The organism is Listeria aquatica FSL S10-1188 (genome assembly GCF_000525795.1).
Lineage (GTDB): Bacteria > Bacillota > Bacilli > Lactobacillales > Listeriaceae > Listeria > Listeria aquatica.
Genome location: NZ_AOCG01000012.1, coordinates 203,630 through 221,249, shown reverse-complemented (window position 1 = coordinate 221,249; position 17,620 = coordinate 203,630). Strand labels below are relative to the sequence as shown.

Genomic DNA, 17,620 nt, shown 5'->3' with positions numbered 1-17,620 from the left:
CCTCCTGATTTTTTATTTTTGCAGATACTTCGCGACGTCTTTTGCAAAGTAAGTAATAATCAGTGATGCTCCTGCTCGCTTCATACTAAGAAGCATTTCCATCACAATTTTTTCTTCATCAATCCAACCATTGTGCGCAGCCGCTTTTACCATAGCATATTCACCGCTCACATTGTATGCAACAACGGGTAAATGCGTGGTGTTCCGAATATCGCGAACGATGTCTAAGTAAGAAAGCGCAGGTTTTACAATGAGAAAATCTGCTCCTTCTGCTTCATCGCTACTTGCTTCACGAAAAGCATCTTCACGATTTGCTGGGTCCATTTGGTAAGTTTTCCGGTCGCCAAATTGAGGCGCCCCGTCTGCGGCATCTCGAAATGGACCATAAAAAGCGGAGGCATACTTAACTGCATAGGACATGATCGGAATATGAATATAACCTGCTTCATCTAAACCTTCACGAATAGCTGTTACGAAACCGTCCATCATATTGCTTGGTGCGATGATATCAGCCCCGGCCTCTACTTGGCTAACCGCCGTTTTTTTTGAGCACTTCAAGCGATTCATCATTCAAAATTTCTTCTCCTCGGACAAGACCGCAATGTCCATGGTCGGTAAATTCACATAAACAAGTGTCTGCTACGACAAGAATCTCAGGGAAAGCCTTCTTGATAATTCGCGTGGCATTTTGTACTACTCCATGATCGTGAAAGGCTCCCGTTCCAACACTATCTTTTTCTTTTGGGATACCAAACAAGATTACAGCTTGGATACCCGCTTCTTTTACTTCTTGCATTTCTTCTTCTAATAGAGCTAGCGGGAACTGGTAAACCCCTGGCATGGAAGGAACTTCCGTTTTCGTTTCACCAAATTCTTTCACAAAAATAGGATAAATAAAATCACGCATCGACAGTTCATTTTCTCTTACTAAATCACGCATTGCACGGGATGAGCGCAAACGGCGATGGCGATCAAAGTTTTTTGTCATCATTCTTCGACTCCTTTATTATTAAATCTATTAAATTTTCCATTTGATATTTTTCAGGCTGAAAAGTCACTTCATAGCCATCTTTTTCAATTGCTTGAGTCGTTACTTCGCCAATGGAACCAATGAAAAAAGGTTTATGAAATGCTAGATCATCTAAAATTTGTTTAAAGTTCCTCCAAGCAGAAGGACTAGCAAAGACAGCGATAAAATGAGGATAGCTTGCTAATGCACTTTTTAAGTTAGTCAAAGCTTCACTAGGTAAAACTGTATCATAAAGTGGAAGCCTGAAACAAGAGATCCCGAGATTAGTTAAAAATTGGAGTATTCTTGGCTTGGCAATTTTGCTTTGCGGGAGTAAAACAGCATTCGTCCCTGCTGCATTTTTTTGACTCCATTCCTTTAGAAATACTTCTGTTTCATAAAGACTTGGTTCAAAATCAACCGAAATGCCCCAATTTTCAAGGGCTTCAGAAGTTTTTTCTCCGATAGAAGCAACTTTTATATTTGTAGGTAGTTGTCGCACTTTTTGCAAAAAAAAATCGAACAGAATTTTGGCTTGTAAAAAAAATCCAATCCACCTGAAGCGCTTTTTCTGTCCACTCAAAAGTGAGTGGTTTTACTTCAATCATTGGAATCGAAATTGCTTTCATTCCTGCCGCTTGTAAGCGCAAAAGACTTGCTTGATTTTTACTTTTTTTCACGCGTCAAGAAAACAGCATCAGTCATGGCGTAGCTCCTGAATAATTTGCTTGGCCCCCTGATCCAGAAGTTCACGAGCAGCTTCTTGTCCAATTAATTCTGGCTCTGTTCCTGTTTTTTCGACAGAAAGTCGTTTACTTCCATCTGCATCTGCAACGAACCCTCTGAAAAAAAGCGAATCTGCAGCACCTTTTTCTGCAAAACCAGCAATCGGGATTTCACAGCCGCCATTTAAAGTTTCTAAAAATTTTCGTTCGCATTGGACAGTAAATGCAGTGTCAGCATCGTGAATAGAAGCAAGCATCTCTAAAAGCGCAGTATCAGTTTTGCGGCACTCAATCGCGAGAGCTCCTTGTCCGACAGCAGGAAGTGCGATTTCCGCAGAAAGGCGTTCGATTTTTTAAATGGGGTTCATCTAGCCAACCCATTCGACTTAATCCTGCTTCCGCCAAAATGATAGCGTCAAACTGCTCATCTTCTAACTTACGTAAGCGTGTATCGATATTTCCACGAATTGAACGAATTTCCAAATCAGGTCGAATTCGTTTTAATTCCACGCTACGTCGCAAACTACTTGTGCCAATGAGAGCGCCTTTAGGTAAATCTGCAAGTTGATTTACTTCACGAAAAACAAGGACATCAAACGGAGATTCACGTTTTGGAATCGCGCCGATTACAAGTCCCTCATATAACTTGCTCGGAACGTCTTTCATACTATGTACAGCAAAGTCGATCGTGGAGTCAACTAGCTGATCTTCCACTTCGGAAACAAATAACCCCTTTCCACCGACTTTACTTAAAGTCACATCTAAAATTTTATCCCCTTTTGTTACAATTTCTTGAATCTTAAAATCTACCTCAGGATAATGTTTTTTTAATTCACGAATAACCCACTTCGTTTGCGTAAGTGCGAGTTTGCTTCGTCTCGAACCGACGATAAATTCCCGTTTCATTTGCCCACCTCATTTTTTTTGACTTTGCAGTTGTTCAGTTTCAGCTTTTCCAGATAAACCAAAGATAGCTTTAAAAATCGCAATTTGAGAATCTGCATCTACTCTTTCAGGCATTTCCTTTATTTCAGCGATTGGTTGCTTAAGCATTTGATTAATAATGCTCTTCATATGTTTTCCAATCACCGTATATTCACGCTCTGTAAGTCCGGGTAGCTTGTGCTCTAAACTCTGCATAGTTTTTTCTTGAATCAAAAGCGCCTCCTCACGCAACTCGCGAATAAGTGGCACGACCCCCAAACGTTTTTCCCACTCAAAAAAACGCTCTGCCTCCATATCGATCTCAGCTTCAAGCCGAGCCACAATTTTTTGCCGCTCTTCCGTATTAGCAGAAATCACCCCTTCAAGATCATCTAAATCATACAAAAAGACTTTCGCGAAATCGGCCGCTTTGGGATCGACATTTCTAGGAAGTGAAATATCAATAACAAGAATCGGCGAGTCACGTGTCTCACTAATTTGTCGCATATCCGCTTCGCTCAGTAAATAATCCTCTGCCGAAGTCGAGACAAGGACAATATCTGCATTTTGAAGAGCCATTTCAAGCCCATCTAGGCTCACTGCTCGTGCATTTTCAAACTTTTGTGCAAGGTTCTTAGCATGTGATTCTGTCCGGTTAACAAGCACGATCTCAGAAACGCCACTGCCTGCTAAATTTTCTAAAGCTAGCTCGCTCATTTTTCCTGCTCCAATTAAAAGAACTGATTTCTCACTTAAATCTGGGTAAATTCTTTTGGCAATTTCGACGGCCGCATAGCTAACAGAAACCGCATTTTCATTAATCTTTGTTCGGTGATGCATTTCTTTTGCAAAATGTATCGCTTCACGAAACAATTGATTCAAAATCGTCCCAGTGGTTTCAGTTTTTTGTGCCTGTAAAAATGCTTGCTTAACTTGTCCGAGAATTTGTGTTTCCCCTAGCACTAAAGAATCCAGTCCTGCAGTTACTGCGTATAAGTGTTTGACAGCTTCTTTTTCTTCGTGGAAAAATAAATAAGAAGCGACCTCCTCAAGTTCCATCCCAAACCATTCCGCAAGAAAACGTTTCATATAATATTTTCCGGTATGTATTTGATCAACAACCGCCGTGATTTCTGTGCGATTACATGTTGAAAGGATCACATTTTCTAAGATACTTTTTTCATTTTGTAAAGCGGTAAGCGCTTTGTCAATTTCTGTTTCAGCAAAACTGAACTGTTCTCGTACCTCTATTGGTGCCGTTTTATGGTTCAGTCCAACAGAAAGGATATACATGTATACGTCCCCCTAATTTATATTAATTCCATTTTAGCATTTTTTATTCCGTTAATTCAATCACACAGTTTGTGAAATTTGTAAGGAATCCTACAGAAAAAGAGCTGACAAGTCAGCTCTTTTTTAGCATTTTGCTTCAATGAATGACCATGCTTCTTCTTTACCCATTCCAGTCTCTGCTGAAAACAAAACAAAGTCATCTTCTCCGTCAAAATCAAGGGTTTCTTTTACCACTTTTGCGTTTTTTTGCCATTTACTTCTTGGAATTTTATCTGCTTTTGTTGCCACAACAATAACTGGGATTTGATAATACTTCAAAAACTCGTACATCATCACATCATCATTCGTTGGCTTATGACGCAAATCGACAATTTGAATAACAGCTCGAAGTGGTTCACGCGAAGTAATATAGGTTTCGATCATTTCGCCCCATTTTTCACGCTCTTTTTTGGAGACTTTCGCAAATCCGTATCCAGGAACATCCACAAAAAACAAGGATTCTTCGATTTTATAAAAATTAAGCGTTTGCGTTTTACCTGGTTTTTGCGAAATTCGTGCCATACTTTTTCTACCAATCATTCGGTTGATAAATGAAGATTTTCCAACATTGGATCGCCCAGCGAGTGCAAATTCAGGAAGGTCACCTTCCGGATATTGCTCCTGCCAAACTGCACTGATCACGAGTTCGACGTTGTGTACTTGCATAACTTAGCCCATCCTTTTCCTAATCTCGTTTTAGTATAACGGAAAAACGCTTTTCCGACAACAATTTGCAGGAAAAGCGTTCACCATTAAAACTTATCGACTTCTTCTTTCACCATCTTAATAAATTGATCAAGTGGCATATTTTCCGAATCTTTCGAGCCGTAACGACGAATATTCACTTCGCCACTTCGAGCTTCTTCGTCCCCTAAAACAAGCGCATAAGGAATTTTTTGAGTTTGAGCTTCACGAATCTTATACCCCAACTTCTCATTTCGTTCATCCACTTCTACGCGGAATTTCGCCCGTTGCAATTTTTCTTGTACTTCTTTCGCATAGTCAAGATGAGCATCCGCATTTACAGGAATGATTTCCATTTGAACAGGTGCAAGCCAAGTTGGGAAAGCGCCTTTGTACTCTTCAATCAAATAAGCTACAAAGCGTTCCATTGTTGAAACGACCCCACGGTGGATCACAACAGGACGATGTTTTTCACCATCTTCGCCGATATAAGTGAGATCGAAACGTTCAGGAAGAAGGAAATCAAGTTGAACAGTCGAAAGTGTTTCTTCTTTTCCAATCGCAGTTTTAACCTGAACATCTAGTTTTGGACCATAAAAAGCAGCTTCTCCTTCCGCTTCAAAATAATCCATCCCCATTTCATCCATCGCATTTTTCAGCATTGATTGAGCTTTTTCCCACATAGCATCATCATCAAAATATTTTTCAGTATTTTCCGGATCACGATAGCTAAGACGGAAACTGTAATCTGTAATATTAAAGTCGTTATAAACTTCAAGAATGAGTTCGAGTACACGCTTGAATTCATCTTTAATTTGATCTGGACGAACGAATACGTGCGCATCGTTTAGTGTCATCCCACGTACCCGTTGCAAACCAGAAAGCGCTCCGCTCATTTCATAACGGTGCATCAAGCCAAGTTCTGCAATCCGAATAGGTAATTCTCGGTAACTATGGATGTCATTTTTATAAATCATCATGTGATGCGGACAGTTCATAGGACGAAGTACAAGTTCTTCGTTATCCATTTTCATAGTTGGGAACATATCATCTTGATAATGATCCCAGTGCCCACTTGTTTTATAAAGTTCTACGTTCGCCATAACAGGAGTATAGACATGGTTATAACCCAAGCTTTCTTCCTTATCCACGATGTAGCGCTCAATCACCCGCCGAATTGTTGCTCCTTTTGGCAACCAAAGTGGCAATCCTTGTCCAACTTCTGCCGAATTGGCAAAGAGATCTAACTCCTTACCAAGTTTTCTGTGGTCACGTTCACGCGCTTCTTCTTGCATTTTAAGGAATTCATCCAGATCCTCTTTAGAGAAAAAGGCTGTTCCGTAAATCCGTTGAAGCATCTTATTATTGCTATCGCCACGCCAGTAAGCTCCAGCGACACTTAACAATTTAAAGACTTTAATTTTCCCAGTAGATGGAACATGAATCCCACGACAAAGATCGAAAAACTCACCTTGTGAATAAATAGTAACCGTTTCGTCTTGTGGAATAGCTTCAATGAGTTCGAGCTTGTATGGGTCGCCGACTTCTTTAAATCGCTTAATCGCTTCTTCACGCGAAACCACTTCACGAGAAATAGGCAAGTTTTCCTTCACAATTTTTTGCATTTCCTTTTCAATTTGCGGAAAGGACTCTTCACTAATGGCGCTGTCTAAATCAATATCATAGTAAAAGCCAGTATCAATAGCTGGGCCAACACCAAAATTCGCATCCGGGTAAAGTCGTTTAACAGCTTGAGCAAGTAAATGCGCAGAGCTGTGACGCAAAATACCCAGTGCATCAGGATGATCAGGAGTCACAATTTCAATTGAACCATCTTCTTCAATCGGTGTGACTAGATCCACCAACTGTCCATTAATTTTTCCTGCTAAAGCTTTTTTCTTTAAACTTGGGCTGATAGATTCTGCAATATCAGCTGTTGATACACCATTTTCAAACTCTTTTACTGAACCGTCTGGAAATGAAATTTTCATCACGATCTGCTCCTTTACTTTTTTATTTTAGTTCTGATAAGAAAAACAACTTTTCCCCGAGAAAATAAAAAAAACTCGCCCCTTAAAACAAGGGACGAGTTATGCTCGTGGTTCCACCCAAGATTTCAAACAAACACAAAATTTGTTCTCTCTTGTCGCTGTTAACGAAAGCGAATCGTCTATCATTACTCACTAAAAGCTTTCCAGATAGAAGTTCAAAGGCGGTCCAATCTCAATTTTCGGTTTGGAGGTTCGCAGCTACCCCTCCTTCTCTGCAACGTTCCATTAAGATGGTTGTCCTTATCATCACTGTTAATTTATTAACTAGCTCTAGTATACGCACAAAAAGAAAATTTGACAAGCTTTTTTTTATTTACTTATTTACGTCGATTCTTTCCTTCAAGTTGTACTTCTTTAGAAAGAAAACGAATACGCTCCATAATCCGCCTAGCTTTTAACTGCTCTTCCATCCCATTTTGAGTGAATGTTAAGTGCGATTCCAGCTGTTTCATATTGTAGTTCGATGAGAAAAAGGTAGGCAATTCTTCTTGCATCCGAAACTGTAAAATAGCTCCCAAAACTTCATCTCGCGTCCAAGCAGTCATGGCCTCTGCACCAATATCGTCGAGCATCAAAACTTCAGTTTCTTTAGCAAACTCGATTTTTTCACTAACCGTATTATCCGAGATGGACTGTTTGATTTCACGCATGAATTCTGGCAAGTAAACGAGCGTAGTAGTTACACCACGCAGTGCCAGTTCACGAGCAAGTGCTCCAAGCAAATAAGATTTTCCAGTGCCAAAATTCCCGTGAATATATAAGCCTTTTACCCGTTCAGACGAATCTTTCGAATAATGTTCGAGAAAATCAAAAGCTTCAACAAGTGCGCGCTGTCGCTCTTCCTCATCCGTATAAAAATGATCAAGTGAAGCTTCCAATATTTGTTTAGGCATGTAGAGTGAGCGAATGCGGCGTTCCACACTTTTTCGCTTATCCGCTTCAATTTTTTCAGGGGTCGGATAGTACGTCACCGTGATAAACTCACCATTTATCACAAGCTTTGGCGCATAACCAGGCATGAGCGTTTCTTTCTTTGCGCGAAACTGTTCATCTTGTGTCATGAATTCATATAAGCTTGATAAGTTCTGATTGATCAACTGCTCAGTCACATCGTCTTTATGCTCATTTAAAAACGCCCGGATAGGTTCGTACTGAAGCACCTTTTCCTTTAGCGTATTATATTCTTTTTCAAAATCTCGACCGCTAAAAAGCTGTCCAAGCGTTCGTTCAATTTTATCCACCTTCGTTCACCTACCTTTTTAGTTGTTTTTTTTATTCGTTTCACTTGGTCCTCAAGCGCTTCTTTTTCTCGATTCGATAACTCACTTCTAGCTGGCTCAGTCTCTTCTTTATCAAACCAATCTGGCAATACTTCCGTTCGTTTTTTACTGGAAAACTGCGACGCCCGGTTGTACCTTCTTTTTTCTTCAGGTTCCTCTTGCAGTCGTTTGTATTTTTCATGTTCAGCTAGCGCCAGCTCCATCGCTTCTTTCGCCGTCTTTACATTTTTTCGTTTCCAGTGTGCCGCAATCGTCATCATATAATTTCGCGAAATTTTACCATCTAATCGTAGCAAAACGTATTCAATCAATACATTCATTACCGGTTTTGGTAAGTTTTGCTTCGTCATCACTTCTTCGATTACACGTAAGTCTGTTTCAGCAGGTTCAGCACCATCTGCAATATCGATCAAAAGTTGGAAAGGTGTGACACTTTCTAAATAAACTTGAAGCGCCTCTTCATCATTCACTTCTGATTTTGACTGTGCCTCTTTCGCCACCACTTCTTCTTTTGATCTAGTTACGAGTTTAGGTAAGTCATGATGTTTTAGTTGATAACTTTCCCGAATGATTTTTCGAAGTTGTTCAAGTTGAATAGTTCCACGTGCATCAAGCGCTCGATATAAGAAAGAAGGCATTTCTTTTTCGTCCACTTGATAAATCGCATGCATCTTCAAAATCGTATCCATAACAGATTCCGTAATTTGATCACGACTCAGCATATTTGGAGAAAGCAATTGATAAAAGTAACTCCAATCAAATTCTTTTGAGTCGAGTTTAATTTTGCTTGGTGTTTTCTCTTCCATAAATTCAGTTTCAGAAGGAATTTCAGGTGTTTCTTTACCGAAACGAAACGGTTCAAATACATCTTGAAAGTTTCTCGTTACTTCGCTGTACTCAGTCCGATCGAACTTCTGATCAATAAACAATTGTTGCAATTCTTGATAGCGCTTATGCCCCACTTGACTAAATAAATAGATATTTAATAGCCCATCTTCAAAAAATTGTCTCGGAGTGAGAGGCGCTAAAAGTTCATAAACAAAAGTTTGATCATCCAATTCTACTTTTTTGTAGGAACGAACAAGACCAAGTCCTTCAAGCTTAAGACGTGCTTCAAAAAAAAGCTTGAAGGGAAATCCCAAGCGTCGTAAGCAACTGAGAATGAGGCTTTGCTTTGCTCCAAAGCTTATTTTCTTCCACTTCTTCAAGAAGGGAAAAATAAAGGGACAAAGCATGAGCTCCCATGAGTGGTTGATACAGCTTAAGTAGTACTTTGCGGTTAAATTCTGTTATAATGCCATCTGCTTTCACCTTGTACCCATCGACAGGTCGTAATTCCATCCAAAATTCAGTCAAGTGCTTCTCACCCTTTATTATTTTTGTCCATTAACTCCTTCAGTTCATCGACAAAAAACATTAATATCTTTAAATTGACGATAAACGGAGGCAAAGCGCACATAAGCAACCTCATCTAACTTAGCAAGTTTATCCATCACTTTTTCACCAATTAAATCGGAATCAATTTCACTTTCACCTAACGCACGAAGTTCGCGCTCCACCTCAGAAACAATATCTTCCAATTGTTCAATACTTACAGGGCGCTTCTCACAAGCACGGATCAAGCCGCGACGAACTTTTTCTCGTGCAAATTCCTCGCGTGCGCCATCTTTTTTCACAACAATCAGCGGACTTTCTTCCACCTTTTCAAAAGTCGTAAACCGAAAGCCACATTTTTCGCACTCGCGTCGTCTTCTAATCGAGTTCCCATCATCTGCCGGGCGTGAATCCACAACTCGAGTTCCATTATATTTACAAGAAGGACATTTCAAATTTCATTCACTCCCATCATTTCGCTCTATTATACCATGCCTTTTAAGCTGGTGTAAAAGTTCATTCACCTGCTCGCTCGTTTCTTTTAATGTACCGCTGTTATCAATGACAAAGTCTGCAAGCTTAGCCTTATCGCTAATCGGCATTTGGGTGGCAATTCTTGCAAGTGCCTCTTCCCTTGAAAGCTCATTTCGCGCCATTAACCGCGTAAGCTCTACCTCTTCTGTTGTCATGACAACAAGCACTTGATCAACAAGATCCGTTAATTGACTTTCATAAAGTAGCGGAATATCTAAAACAACAAATGTTTCGCCACTTTTAAACAAGCGATCACGCTCTTGAAGCATCTCTTTTCGTACAAGTGGATGAACAATTTTGTTCAGTTGCTCCCGTTTTTTGCTATCATGAAAAATGATTTCACCTAGCTTCGCCCGATTTAACGCCCCCTTCGAAAGCACCTCATCTCCAAAAGTAGAAACAATTTTTTCAAGCCCAACCGTGCCTTTTTCCACCACTTTTCTCGCCACTAGATCAGCGTCAATGACGGGGATCTTTTCATCTTGCAACATCTTACTAACCGTTGATTTTCCAGTAGCAATACTCCCAGTAAGTCCCAGTGTGAATCCCATTTTCCCACCTCTATTTTTGACAATGCGGACAAAAATGTGTGCCCCGCCCGTTCAACTTAATTTTTTCGATCAAAGTTCCACAAGTAGGACACGGCTCACCTTCATGCCCGTACACTACTAATTTTTCTTGAAAACGCCCGAGCTCCCCTTGCGAGTTCACATAAGTTCGAATTGTGGAACCACCAAGTGTAACAGCTTCCTCCATAATCGCCATTGTCGCTTCATAAATCCGGCTTACTTCAAGCTTAGAAAGCGAATTCGCCGCTCGAGTGGGTAAAACCTTTGCCCGGTAGCAAATCTCGTCTGCGTAAATATTTCCGATGCCAGCAACTAACTTTTGGTCAAGTAAAATTGTTTTAATGGCGCGCGACGATTTCTTTAAGCGAGAACGAAAAGGGGCGAGCTCAAAACTTCCAGGAAAAGGTTCCGGTCCAAGTTTTAAAATAGATTTTGTATCGGCTTCCCCGTGCTTTTGAATCCATTCCATCGTCCCAAATTTACGAACATCTAAAAATCTCAGTTCAGTGTGATCCGTAAAATGAAAACGAATATGTGTATGCTTTGTCACCTCATCAGTATCCTCATTCAAACGGAATTTCCCTTCCATTCGCAAATGGGCAAGCAACGAGCAGTTCGTTAAATCAAAAATCAAAAACTTCCCGCGCCGTCGTACAGCTTCGAACTCCTCACCAACGAGAGCCAATTTAAATTCATCTGGATCTCCATTCACGATCATTTTAGGAACATGAACCGTCACACGATCAATTTTCTTTCCGATCACAAGTTCATTTAACGTTTTTCGTACATTTTCGACTTCTGGTAATTCTGGCATGTTTCATTAACTCCTTTTATTTCGCATCATACCACGTGTCACCAAATGCAGCGTCCGCTTTAAGCGGTACATCAAGTGTTACCGCATTTTCCATAACATCTGGCACAACTTTTTCTAGTATCTGAATCTCGTCTTCTGGAGCCTCAAAAATCAATTCATCGTGCACTTGAAGCAATAGACGAGCTTGCAATTTTTCTTTTTCCAACCGATCACTCATCAAAATCATCGCTTTTTTAATAATATCAGCCGCACTTCCTTGAATCGGTGTATTCATTGCAGTACGTTCCGCAAAACTACGAACATTGAAGTTACGACTTGTAATCTCTGGAATATAGCGTCTCCGGTGCAAGATCGTTTCCACATATCCAGTTTCTTTAGCTTGACGTACAATTTCATGCATGTACTCTTGCACGGCAGGATAGCTTTCAAAATAGCGATCGATAAATGCCTTTGCTTCTTTACGAGTAATCCCGAGGTTTTGTGACAATCCGTAATCACTGATTCCATAAACAATTCCAAAGTTAACCGCTTTAGCTTGACGTCGCATCAGAGAGTCCACTTGGTCCTCATCCACATGAAAAACATCCATAGCCGTTTTAGTATGAATATCATAATCATGCTTAAAAGCATAAATTAAATTTTCATCTTTTGAGATGTGCGCTAGAACTCGAAGCTCCACTTGCGAATAGTCTGCTGAGAAAATTTTCCATTCAGGTTCGCTAGGAACAAAAGCTTGTCGGATTTTCCGACCTTCTTCAAGTCGGATCGGAATGTTTTGCAAGTTCGGATCGACAGAACTTAAACGACCCGTTTGGGCAAGTGTCTGATTGAAGCGAGTGTGTACTTTATGTGTCTTTTTATCCGTAACTTTAAGCAATCCTTCAATATATGTGGATTGAAGCTTACCGAGCTGACGATAAATTAAAATTTCTTCAATAATCGGGTGTTGTCCAGACAAAGCCTCAAGAACATCCGCTGCTGTCGAGTAACCAGTTTTTGTTTTTTTTGATAACTGGAAGTCCTAATTTTTCAAACAAAACAACTCCAAGTTGTTTCGGCGAATTGATGTTAAATTCATATCCAGCCAAGCTATGAATGGACTTTTCAAGCGTATCAATTCGTTCAGCAAGTTCTGCTTTCATTTCTAACAAACGGTCCGTATCCACGCGCACACCAAAAATTTCCATTTTAGCAAGAACAAATGAAAGTGGCAATTCAAGACTTGTCATAAGTTCCATCTGTTCATTTTCTTCTAAATCTTGTGTGAGTGGCTTTTCGAGTTGAAAAATGGCAACAGCTTTATGTGCTAAATGATCTGCGACCGTTGTTTCCTCAGGAACCTTGTATTTAGCTCCTTTCCCGTAAACAGCTTCATCCGTTTGAACATTGCTAAAATCATGCTGCCTCGCCACACTCGCGAAGTCATCAATGGTTTCAGAAGGATTCAATAAATAAGAAGCCAACATAGCATCAAATGTAATCCCTTTTATTTCCAATTCCAGTCGGTGGAGTGCTACAGTTATTTTTTTTCGCATCGTAAACGAACTTCTTCTCGTCCTTAGAAAGAGCCCACTTTTTAAAAGCCGAACTTTTCTTGGCCGTTTCAGCAGTGAAGAAAAAAAGTTCCTGCTTTTGAGTGTAAACTAAACCCAACAAATGGTGCTGTGTGGTAATTTTCATTTTCAAGTTCCACGTAGAGCGCAGCAGGCGAAGCAAAATGTGCATCTGTTAGAGCCGTTACAACCTCAAAATCGACATCCTGAACACTAGCGGCTACTTCATCAGTCGCTTCACCCTCGATATTTTTTTAAAATTGATTTAAAATCCATTTCTTTTAAAAAGGGAACGACTTTTTCTGTTTGAAAACCAGAATAATTGGTATCCGAGAGCTTGACTTCGACAGGTGAATCCGTATTGATAGTTGCTAGCTCTTTACTCAAAAGTGCCAAATCTTTATTATCCATCACTTTTTCTTGCAATTTCTTACCAGATATTTCACCTGCATGTTCCAGTACGCTTTCGACAGTTCCGCCGTATTGGTGAAGCAATTTTAACGCGGTTTTTTCACCAACACCGGGAATTCCAGGAATATTATCCGAAGAATCTCCCATTAATCCTTTCATGTCGATAATTTGCTCTGGAGAGAGATCATACTTTTCACGTAAAGTCTCAGGTGTGTTTTTTTTCCATATCCGTGATCCCTTTTCTAGTAATATAAACGGTTGTTTGTTCACTAGCCAACTGCGTTAAATCCCGATCGCCAGTAATAATAATCGTTTCAAGCTTATCTTGTTCTGCTTTTTTAGCAAGTGTTCCAATAATATCATCCGCTTCGTAATCTTTGAGTTCATAATGAGGAATATCATAGGCATCAAGCAGTTCTCTAATAAAAGGAAACTGCTCGCTTAGTTCACTTGGTGTTTTTTGTCTGCCACCTTTATAACCTTTGAAAGTTTGGTGACGAAATGTTGTTTTTCCTGCATCAAAAGCCACAAGCACATGATCGGGCTTCTCATTTTCTAGTACATTATTTAACATCATTGCAAAACCATACACTGCATTCGTGTAAATCCCTTTTTCATTTGTTAAAAGTGGAAGTGCATAAAATGCGCGATTTGCAATACTGTTTCCATCGATTAAAATTAATTTACCCACAGGAAAAATCCTCCTCGTTTTCAAGTTTTCACTTGCATTTATTTTACCATAATTTGGCCTGCGATTAATAGTTTGAGCGTCTAAACCAAAAAAGAGCGCGACGGTTTGTCGTGCTCTTTTTTAAAAACGAACAAAAATACAAACTTTTTATATTACATCCCAGAAAAAACGAACTTTCTTATAAGTTGCTGATTAATTCATTCGCGAATTCCGAGCATTTGAGTTCTGTTGCATTATCCATTAAACGAGCGAAATCATAAGTGACGGTCTTGGCTTGAATTGTCTTTTCCATCGATTGTGTGATTAGATCCGCGGCTTCATTCCAACCTAAATGCTCTAAAAGTAACGTCCCGGAAAGAATAACGGAGGATGGATTAACCTTATCGAGCCCTGCATATTTCGGTGCAGTTCCATGTGTCGCTTCAAAAATTGCATGTCCAGTTTGGTAATTTATGTTGGCACCTGGCGCAATTCCAATTCCGCCAACTTGTGCCGCTAGGGCATCAGAAATATAATCCCCATTTAAGTTCATTGTCGCAACAACATCAAATTCAGCCGGTCGAGTTAAAATTTGTTGCAAAAAGATATCCGCAATAGAATCTTTGATAAGAATTTTCCCAGCATCTAAAGCTTCTTGTTGTTTTTAAATCTGCTACTTCTGTTCCTTCTGCTTCTTTAATCCGGTCATATTCGTTCCATGTAAACACCTGATCTTTGAATTCCCGTTCGCAAAGCTCATAGCCCCATTGTTTAAAGGCACCTTCCGTAAACTTCATGATGTTTCCTTTATGAACTAAGGTAACGGACTTGCGGTTTTCTTTCAGCGCATAAAGAACTGCCGAGCGAACAAGTCGCTCTGTTCCTTTTTTTGAGATAGGCTTAACACCAATTCCTGATGTTTCAGGAAAACGGATATTTTTAACATTAAATTCAGATTCAAGAAATTGAATTAGTTTTTGTACTTCCACGCTACCTTCTTTAAATTCAATCCCTGCATAAATATCTTCTGTATTTTCTCGAAAAATAACCATATCAGTATCTTCAGGTCGTTTAACAGGAGACGGGACACCTGTAAAATAGCGCACAGGACGCAAACAAACATACAGGTCTAGTTCTTGTCTAAGCGCGACATTGAGCGAACGAATCCCCCCGCCAATTGGTGTTGTAAGCGGCCCTTTAATAGCAATTAAATAGTCAGAAATCACATCAAGCGTTTCTTGCGGAAGCCATTCACCAGTTTGTTTAAAAGCTTTTTCGCCGGCTAAAACTTCTTTCCATTCGATTTTTCGTGATCCTCCGTATGCTTTGTCAACAGCAGAATCTAGCACTCGCTTAGCAGCTCGCCAAATATCAGGACCAGTTCCATCTCCTTCAATAAATGGAATGATGGGCTCATCGGGTGTATGAAGCACCCCGTTATTCACTTGAATTTTTTCAGCCATACGTTAGAAATTCCTCCTTATATCCGTTCTTCAATAGGTAAAAACTTACGATCTTCAGGACCTACATAAATCGCTCGAGGGCGAATTAAGCGGTTATCACGATACTGTTCAAAAATATGCGCGAGCCATCCAGAAACACGGCTTACAGAAAAAAACGAGTGTAAACAAATCAACATCAATGCCAAGCGCATGGTAAACGGATGCAGAATAAAAATCAACATTTGGTCGCAGATGTTTAAGCTCCCAAACAGACTCTTCTATTTGGCAAGAAAGCGTATACCACTTCGCTTCTTCTGTTTCCTTTGTCAAAAGGTGTGACATAGCTTTTAAATGTTTGGCACGTGGATCTCCATTTTGATAAACACGGTGGCCAAAGCCCATAATTTTTTGTTTTTGGTCAATTTTATATTGTATGTAGTCTTTTACGTTGCTTGAAGCACGATCTATTTCTTCGAGCATATCAAAAACACGTTCGTTAGCTCCGCCATGTAGCGGTCCCTTTAAGGCGCCAATTGCTGCGGTTACTCCTGAATACACATCGGAAAGAGTTGCCACGCAAACACGAGCTGTAAAGGTAGAAGCGTTAAATTCATGATCAGCATGCAAGACAAGTGCTTTGTTCATCGCCTCAACGGAAAGAGGATCAGCTTCTTCGCCAGTCAACATGTACAAAAAGTTAGCAGCCACGCCGAGATCATCACGGGGTGGAATAGGATCTAGTCCACGGCGAATTCTTGAAAAAGCAGCTACGATTGTCGGCATTTTAGCTTGTAGACGTAACCCTTTTTTGTAAATAGATTCTCCGTCATCTAGCTCGGATTCGGTATCAAATACACCAAGCATTGAAACAGTTGTCCGCAGTACACTCATCGGATGTAGTTTCTGATGATGTTGCATTCTAAGACTAGTGATGATTGTTTCCGATACAGCCATATGTTCTTTAATTTCAAGCTGAAAATTTGCTAATTCATCCTTGTTTGGCAGTCTAAGATGCCAAAGTAAATAAATAACTTCTTCAAAGCTGACATTATTTTTAACTAAATCATCAATACCATATCCGACATACTTTAAAGTATCGTCAACAATGGAGCTGATAGAAGTCTCTGCTACATATACATTTTCAAGTCCCTTAGAAAGTGTCATCTAAATCCTCCTTCATAAACGTTATTTCCCTTCTTACTTGGTGGTGAAAAACGTGATCGTTTGCATCGCAATATAAGCAATACCAGAAGCAATTACAGGACCTGCAGCAATTCCTCGGAAAAGTGCTACTGCAAGAATGGTCCCGAATACAAGTGAAACTGTGATTTGAGGGTCTTGCGACATATAGCCGACCCCTTTTCTTGATAATATCGAAACTAGAATCCCTGCACTTAAACCTACCCAACCTGAGAGGGATTTAAACGAATCAAATAAATCTTTAAAGCCGATTTGGCCCGTTGCAATTGGAATCAAAATAGCGATTGTAATGATTGTAACTCCCCAGTTAATGCCTTTTGATTGAATCACTTCTATAATTTTTGTGTTCCCAGCAAAAAGTTTGAGAACAATCACAACTGCAACAGCAATGATCAATGAATTATTCTTAGCCACGATTCCAAGCGCTAAAAAAAAGTAGTAAAAATAAACATGCTTTCTGTAAACATAATGAACACCTTTCGCTACCTTAAGGAATTTCCATAAGATAAAAAATATTATAGCATAAAATTTCTATTTAGCATAAAATAAACCTATTACGTTTCTGAAACTTTATAAGTAAAACGAATACTAAGATTGGAGAAACAAGCGAGCTAGCTAAGCCCGCTTGTCACATATCGAAATAATAGTGGTCTGACTGCTTATTTTGTTTGGCAAACCATTTTGTGAGTTTGGGTTTAATAAGTCGCCTAACAAACGGAATAAACAGAAGTAATCCGATTAAAGTGGTTAAAACTCCCGGTATTGTAAAGAATAGTGCGGAAAAGAAAAAACAAATGGTATCGAGCAAGTACGGCGCAACCGTTCGCCCGTCCAAAATATTTCTTAAAAGTGTTCCGCCCACTTTTTTTAAACATATAAACGCCCATTGCAGTAGAAAAAATTTGAATCAGAAGAAGTGGCCAAAATCCGATCCACTGGAATAACCACACATAAATGATTAATTCAACGAGCCCATAAATTGCCCAGTAAGCAAACATATTTTTCAAAATATCAACTCCTGTTTGTCTTCTATCCCTTTATTATAACG

General features: G+C 39.7%; 6 protein-coding genes, 10 pseudogenes and 1 other annotated feature. All 16 genes and pseudogenes read right to left on the bottom strand.

Annotated elements, in window-relative coordinates:
* Positions 1–12 precede the first annotated feature (12 nt).
* The 16 genes and pseudogenes from hemB to MAQA_RS16445 all read right to left on the bottom strand — a co-directional run bounded on the left by hemB (position 13) and on the right by MAQA_RS16445 (position 17,579).
* Positions 13–988, bottom strand: a pseudogene (gene hemB / locus MAQA_RS10110) (porphobilinogen synthase).
* Positions 972–1,617, bottom strand: a pseudogene (locus MAQA_RS10105) (uroporphyrinogen-III synthase). Before MAQA_RS10105 ends, hemB begins: the two co-directional pseudogenes overlap by 17 nt.
* 89 nt (positions 1,618–1,706) lie before the next feature.
* Positions 1,707–2,640 (bottom strand): annotated as a pseudogene (gene hemC / locus MAQA_RS10100) (hydroxymethylbilane synthase).
* A gap of 9 nt (positions 2,641–2,649) precedes the next feature.
* Entirely contained in the window at positions 2,650–3,951 is a 1,302-nt protein-coding gene (gene hemA, locus MAQA_RS10095) for a glutamyl-tRNA reductase (RefSeq protein ID WP_036073575.1), read from the bottom strand.
* A gap of 123 nt (positions 3,952–4,074) precedes the next feature.
* Positions 4,075–4,656: a ribosome biogenesis GTP-binding protein YihA/YsxC gene (yihA, locus tag MAQA_RS10090; RefSeq protein ID WP_036073573.1), complete on the bottom strand. Its 582-nt coding sequence runs from the start codon at positions 4,654–4,656 to the stop codon at positions 4,075–4,077.
* 86 nt (positions 4,657–4,742) lie between these two features.
* Complete coding sequence (thrS, locus tag MAQA_RS10085; protein ID WP_036073571.1) at positions 4,743–6,665, bottom strand: threonine--tRNA ligase; 1,923 nt, start codon at positions 6,663–6,665, stop codon at positions 4,743–4,745.
* 87 nt (positions 6,666–6,752) lie between these two features.
* Positions 6,753–6,981: a binding site (T-box leader), on the bottom strand.
* A gap of 61 nt (positions 6,982–7,042) precedes the next feature.
* Positions 7,043–7,966: a primosomal protein DnaI gene (gene dnaI / locus MAQA_RS10080; RefSeq protein WP_036073568.1), complete on the bottom strand. Its 924-nt coding sequence runs from the start codon at positions 7,964–7,966 to the stop codon at positions 7,043–7,045.
* A 14-nt stretch (positions 7,967–7,980) separates the two neighbouring features.
* A pseudogene (locus tag MAQA_RS10075) lies at positions 7,981–9,361 on the bottom strand (replication initiation and membrane attachment family protein); the annotation flags it as partial.
* A gap of 7 nt (positions 9,362–9,368) precedes the next feature.
* Positions 9,369–9,834: pseudogene (nrdR, locus tag MAQA_RS10070) on the bottom strand (transcriptional regulator NrdR).
* 3 nt (positions 9,835–9,837) lie between these two features.
* Complete coding sequence (coaE, locus tag MAQA_RS10065; protein ID WP_036073566.1) at positions 9,838–10,464, bottom strand: dephospho-CoA kinase; 627 nt, start codon at positions 10,462–10,464, stop codon at positions 9,838–9,840.
* Between the two features lie 10 nt (positions 10,465–10,474).
* Positions 10,475–11,296: a DNA-formamidopyrimidine glycosylase gene (mutM, locus tag MAQA_RS10060; protein WP_036073564.1), complete on the bottom strand. Its 822-nt coding sequence runs from the start codon at positions 11,294–11,296 to the stop codon at positions 10,475–10,477.
* A 16-nt stretch (positions 11,297–11,312) separates the two neighbouring features.
* A pseudogene (gene polA, locus MAQA_RS14220) lies at positions 11,313–13,951 on the bottom strand (DNA polymerase I).
* Between the two features lie 178 nt (positions 13,952–14,129).
* Positions 14,130–15,393: pseudogene (icd, locus tag MAQA_RS10040) on the bottom strand (NADP-dependent isocitrate dehydrogenase).
* Positions 15,394–15,410: 17 nt separating this feature from the next.
* Positions 15,411–16,536: pseudogene (citZ, locus tag MAQA_RS10035) on the bottom strand (citrate synthase).
* A gap of 33 nt (positions 16,537–16,569) precedes the next feature.
* Positions 16,570–17,039, bottom strand: a pseudogene (locus MAQA_RS10030) (DUF441 domain-containing protein).
* Positions 17,040–17,200: 161 nt separating this feature from the next.
* Positions 17,201–17,579: pseudogene (locus tag MAQA_RS16445) on the bottom strand (FxsA family protein).
* Positions 17,580–17,620: the final 41 nt, after the last annotated feature.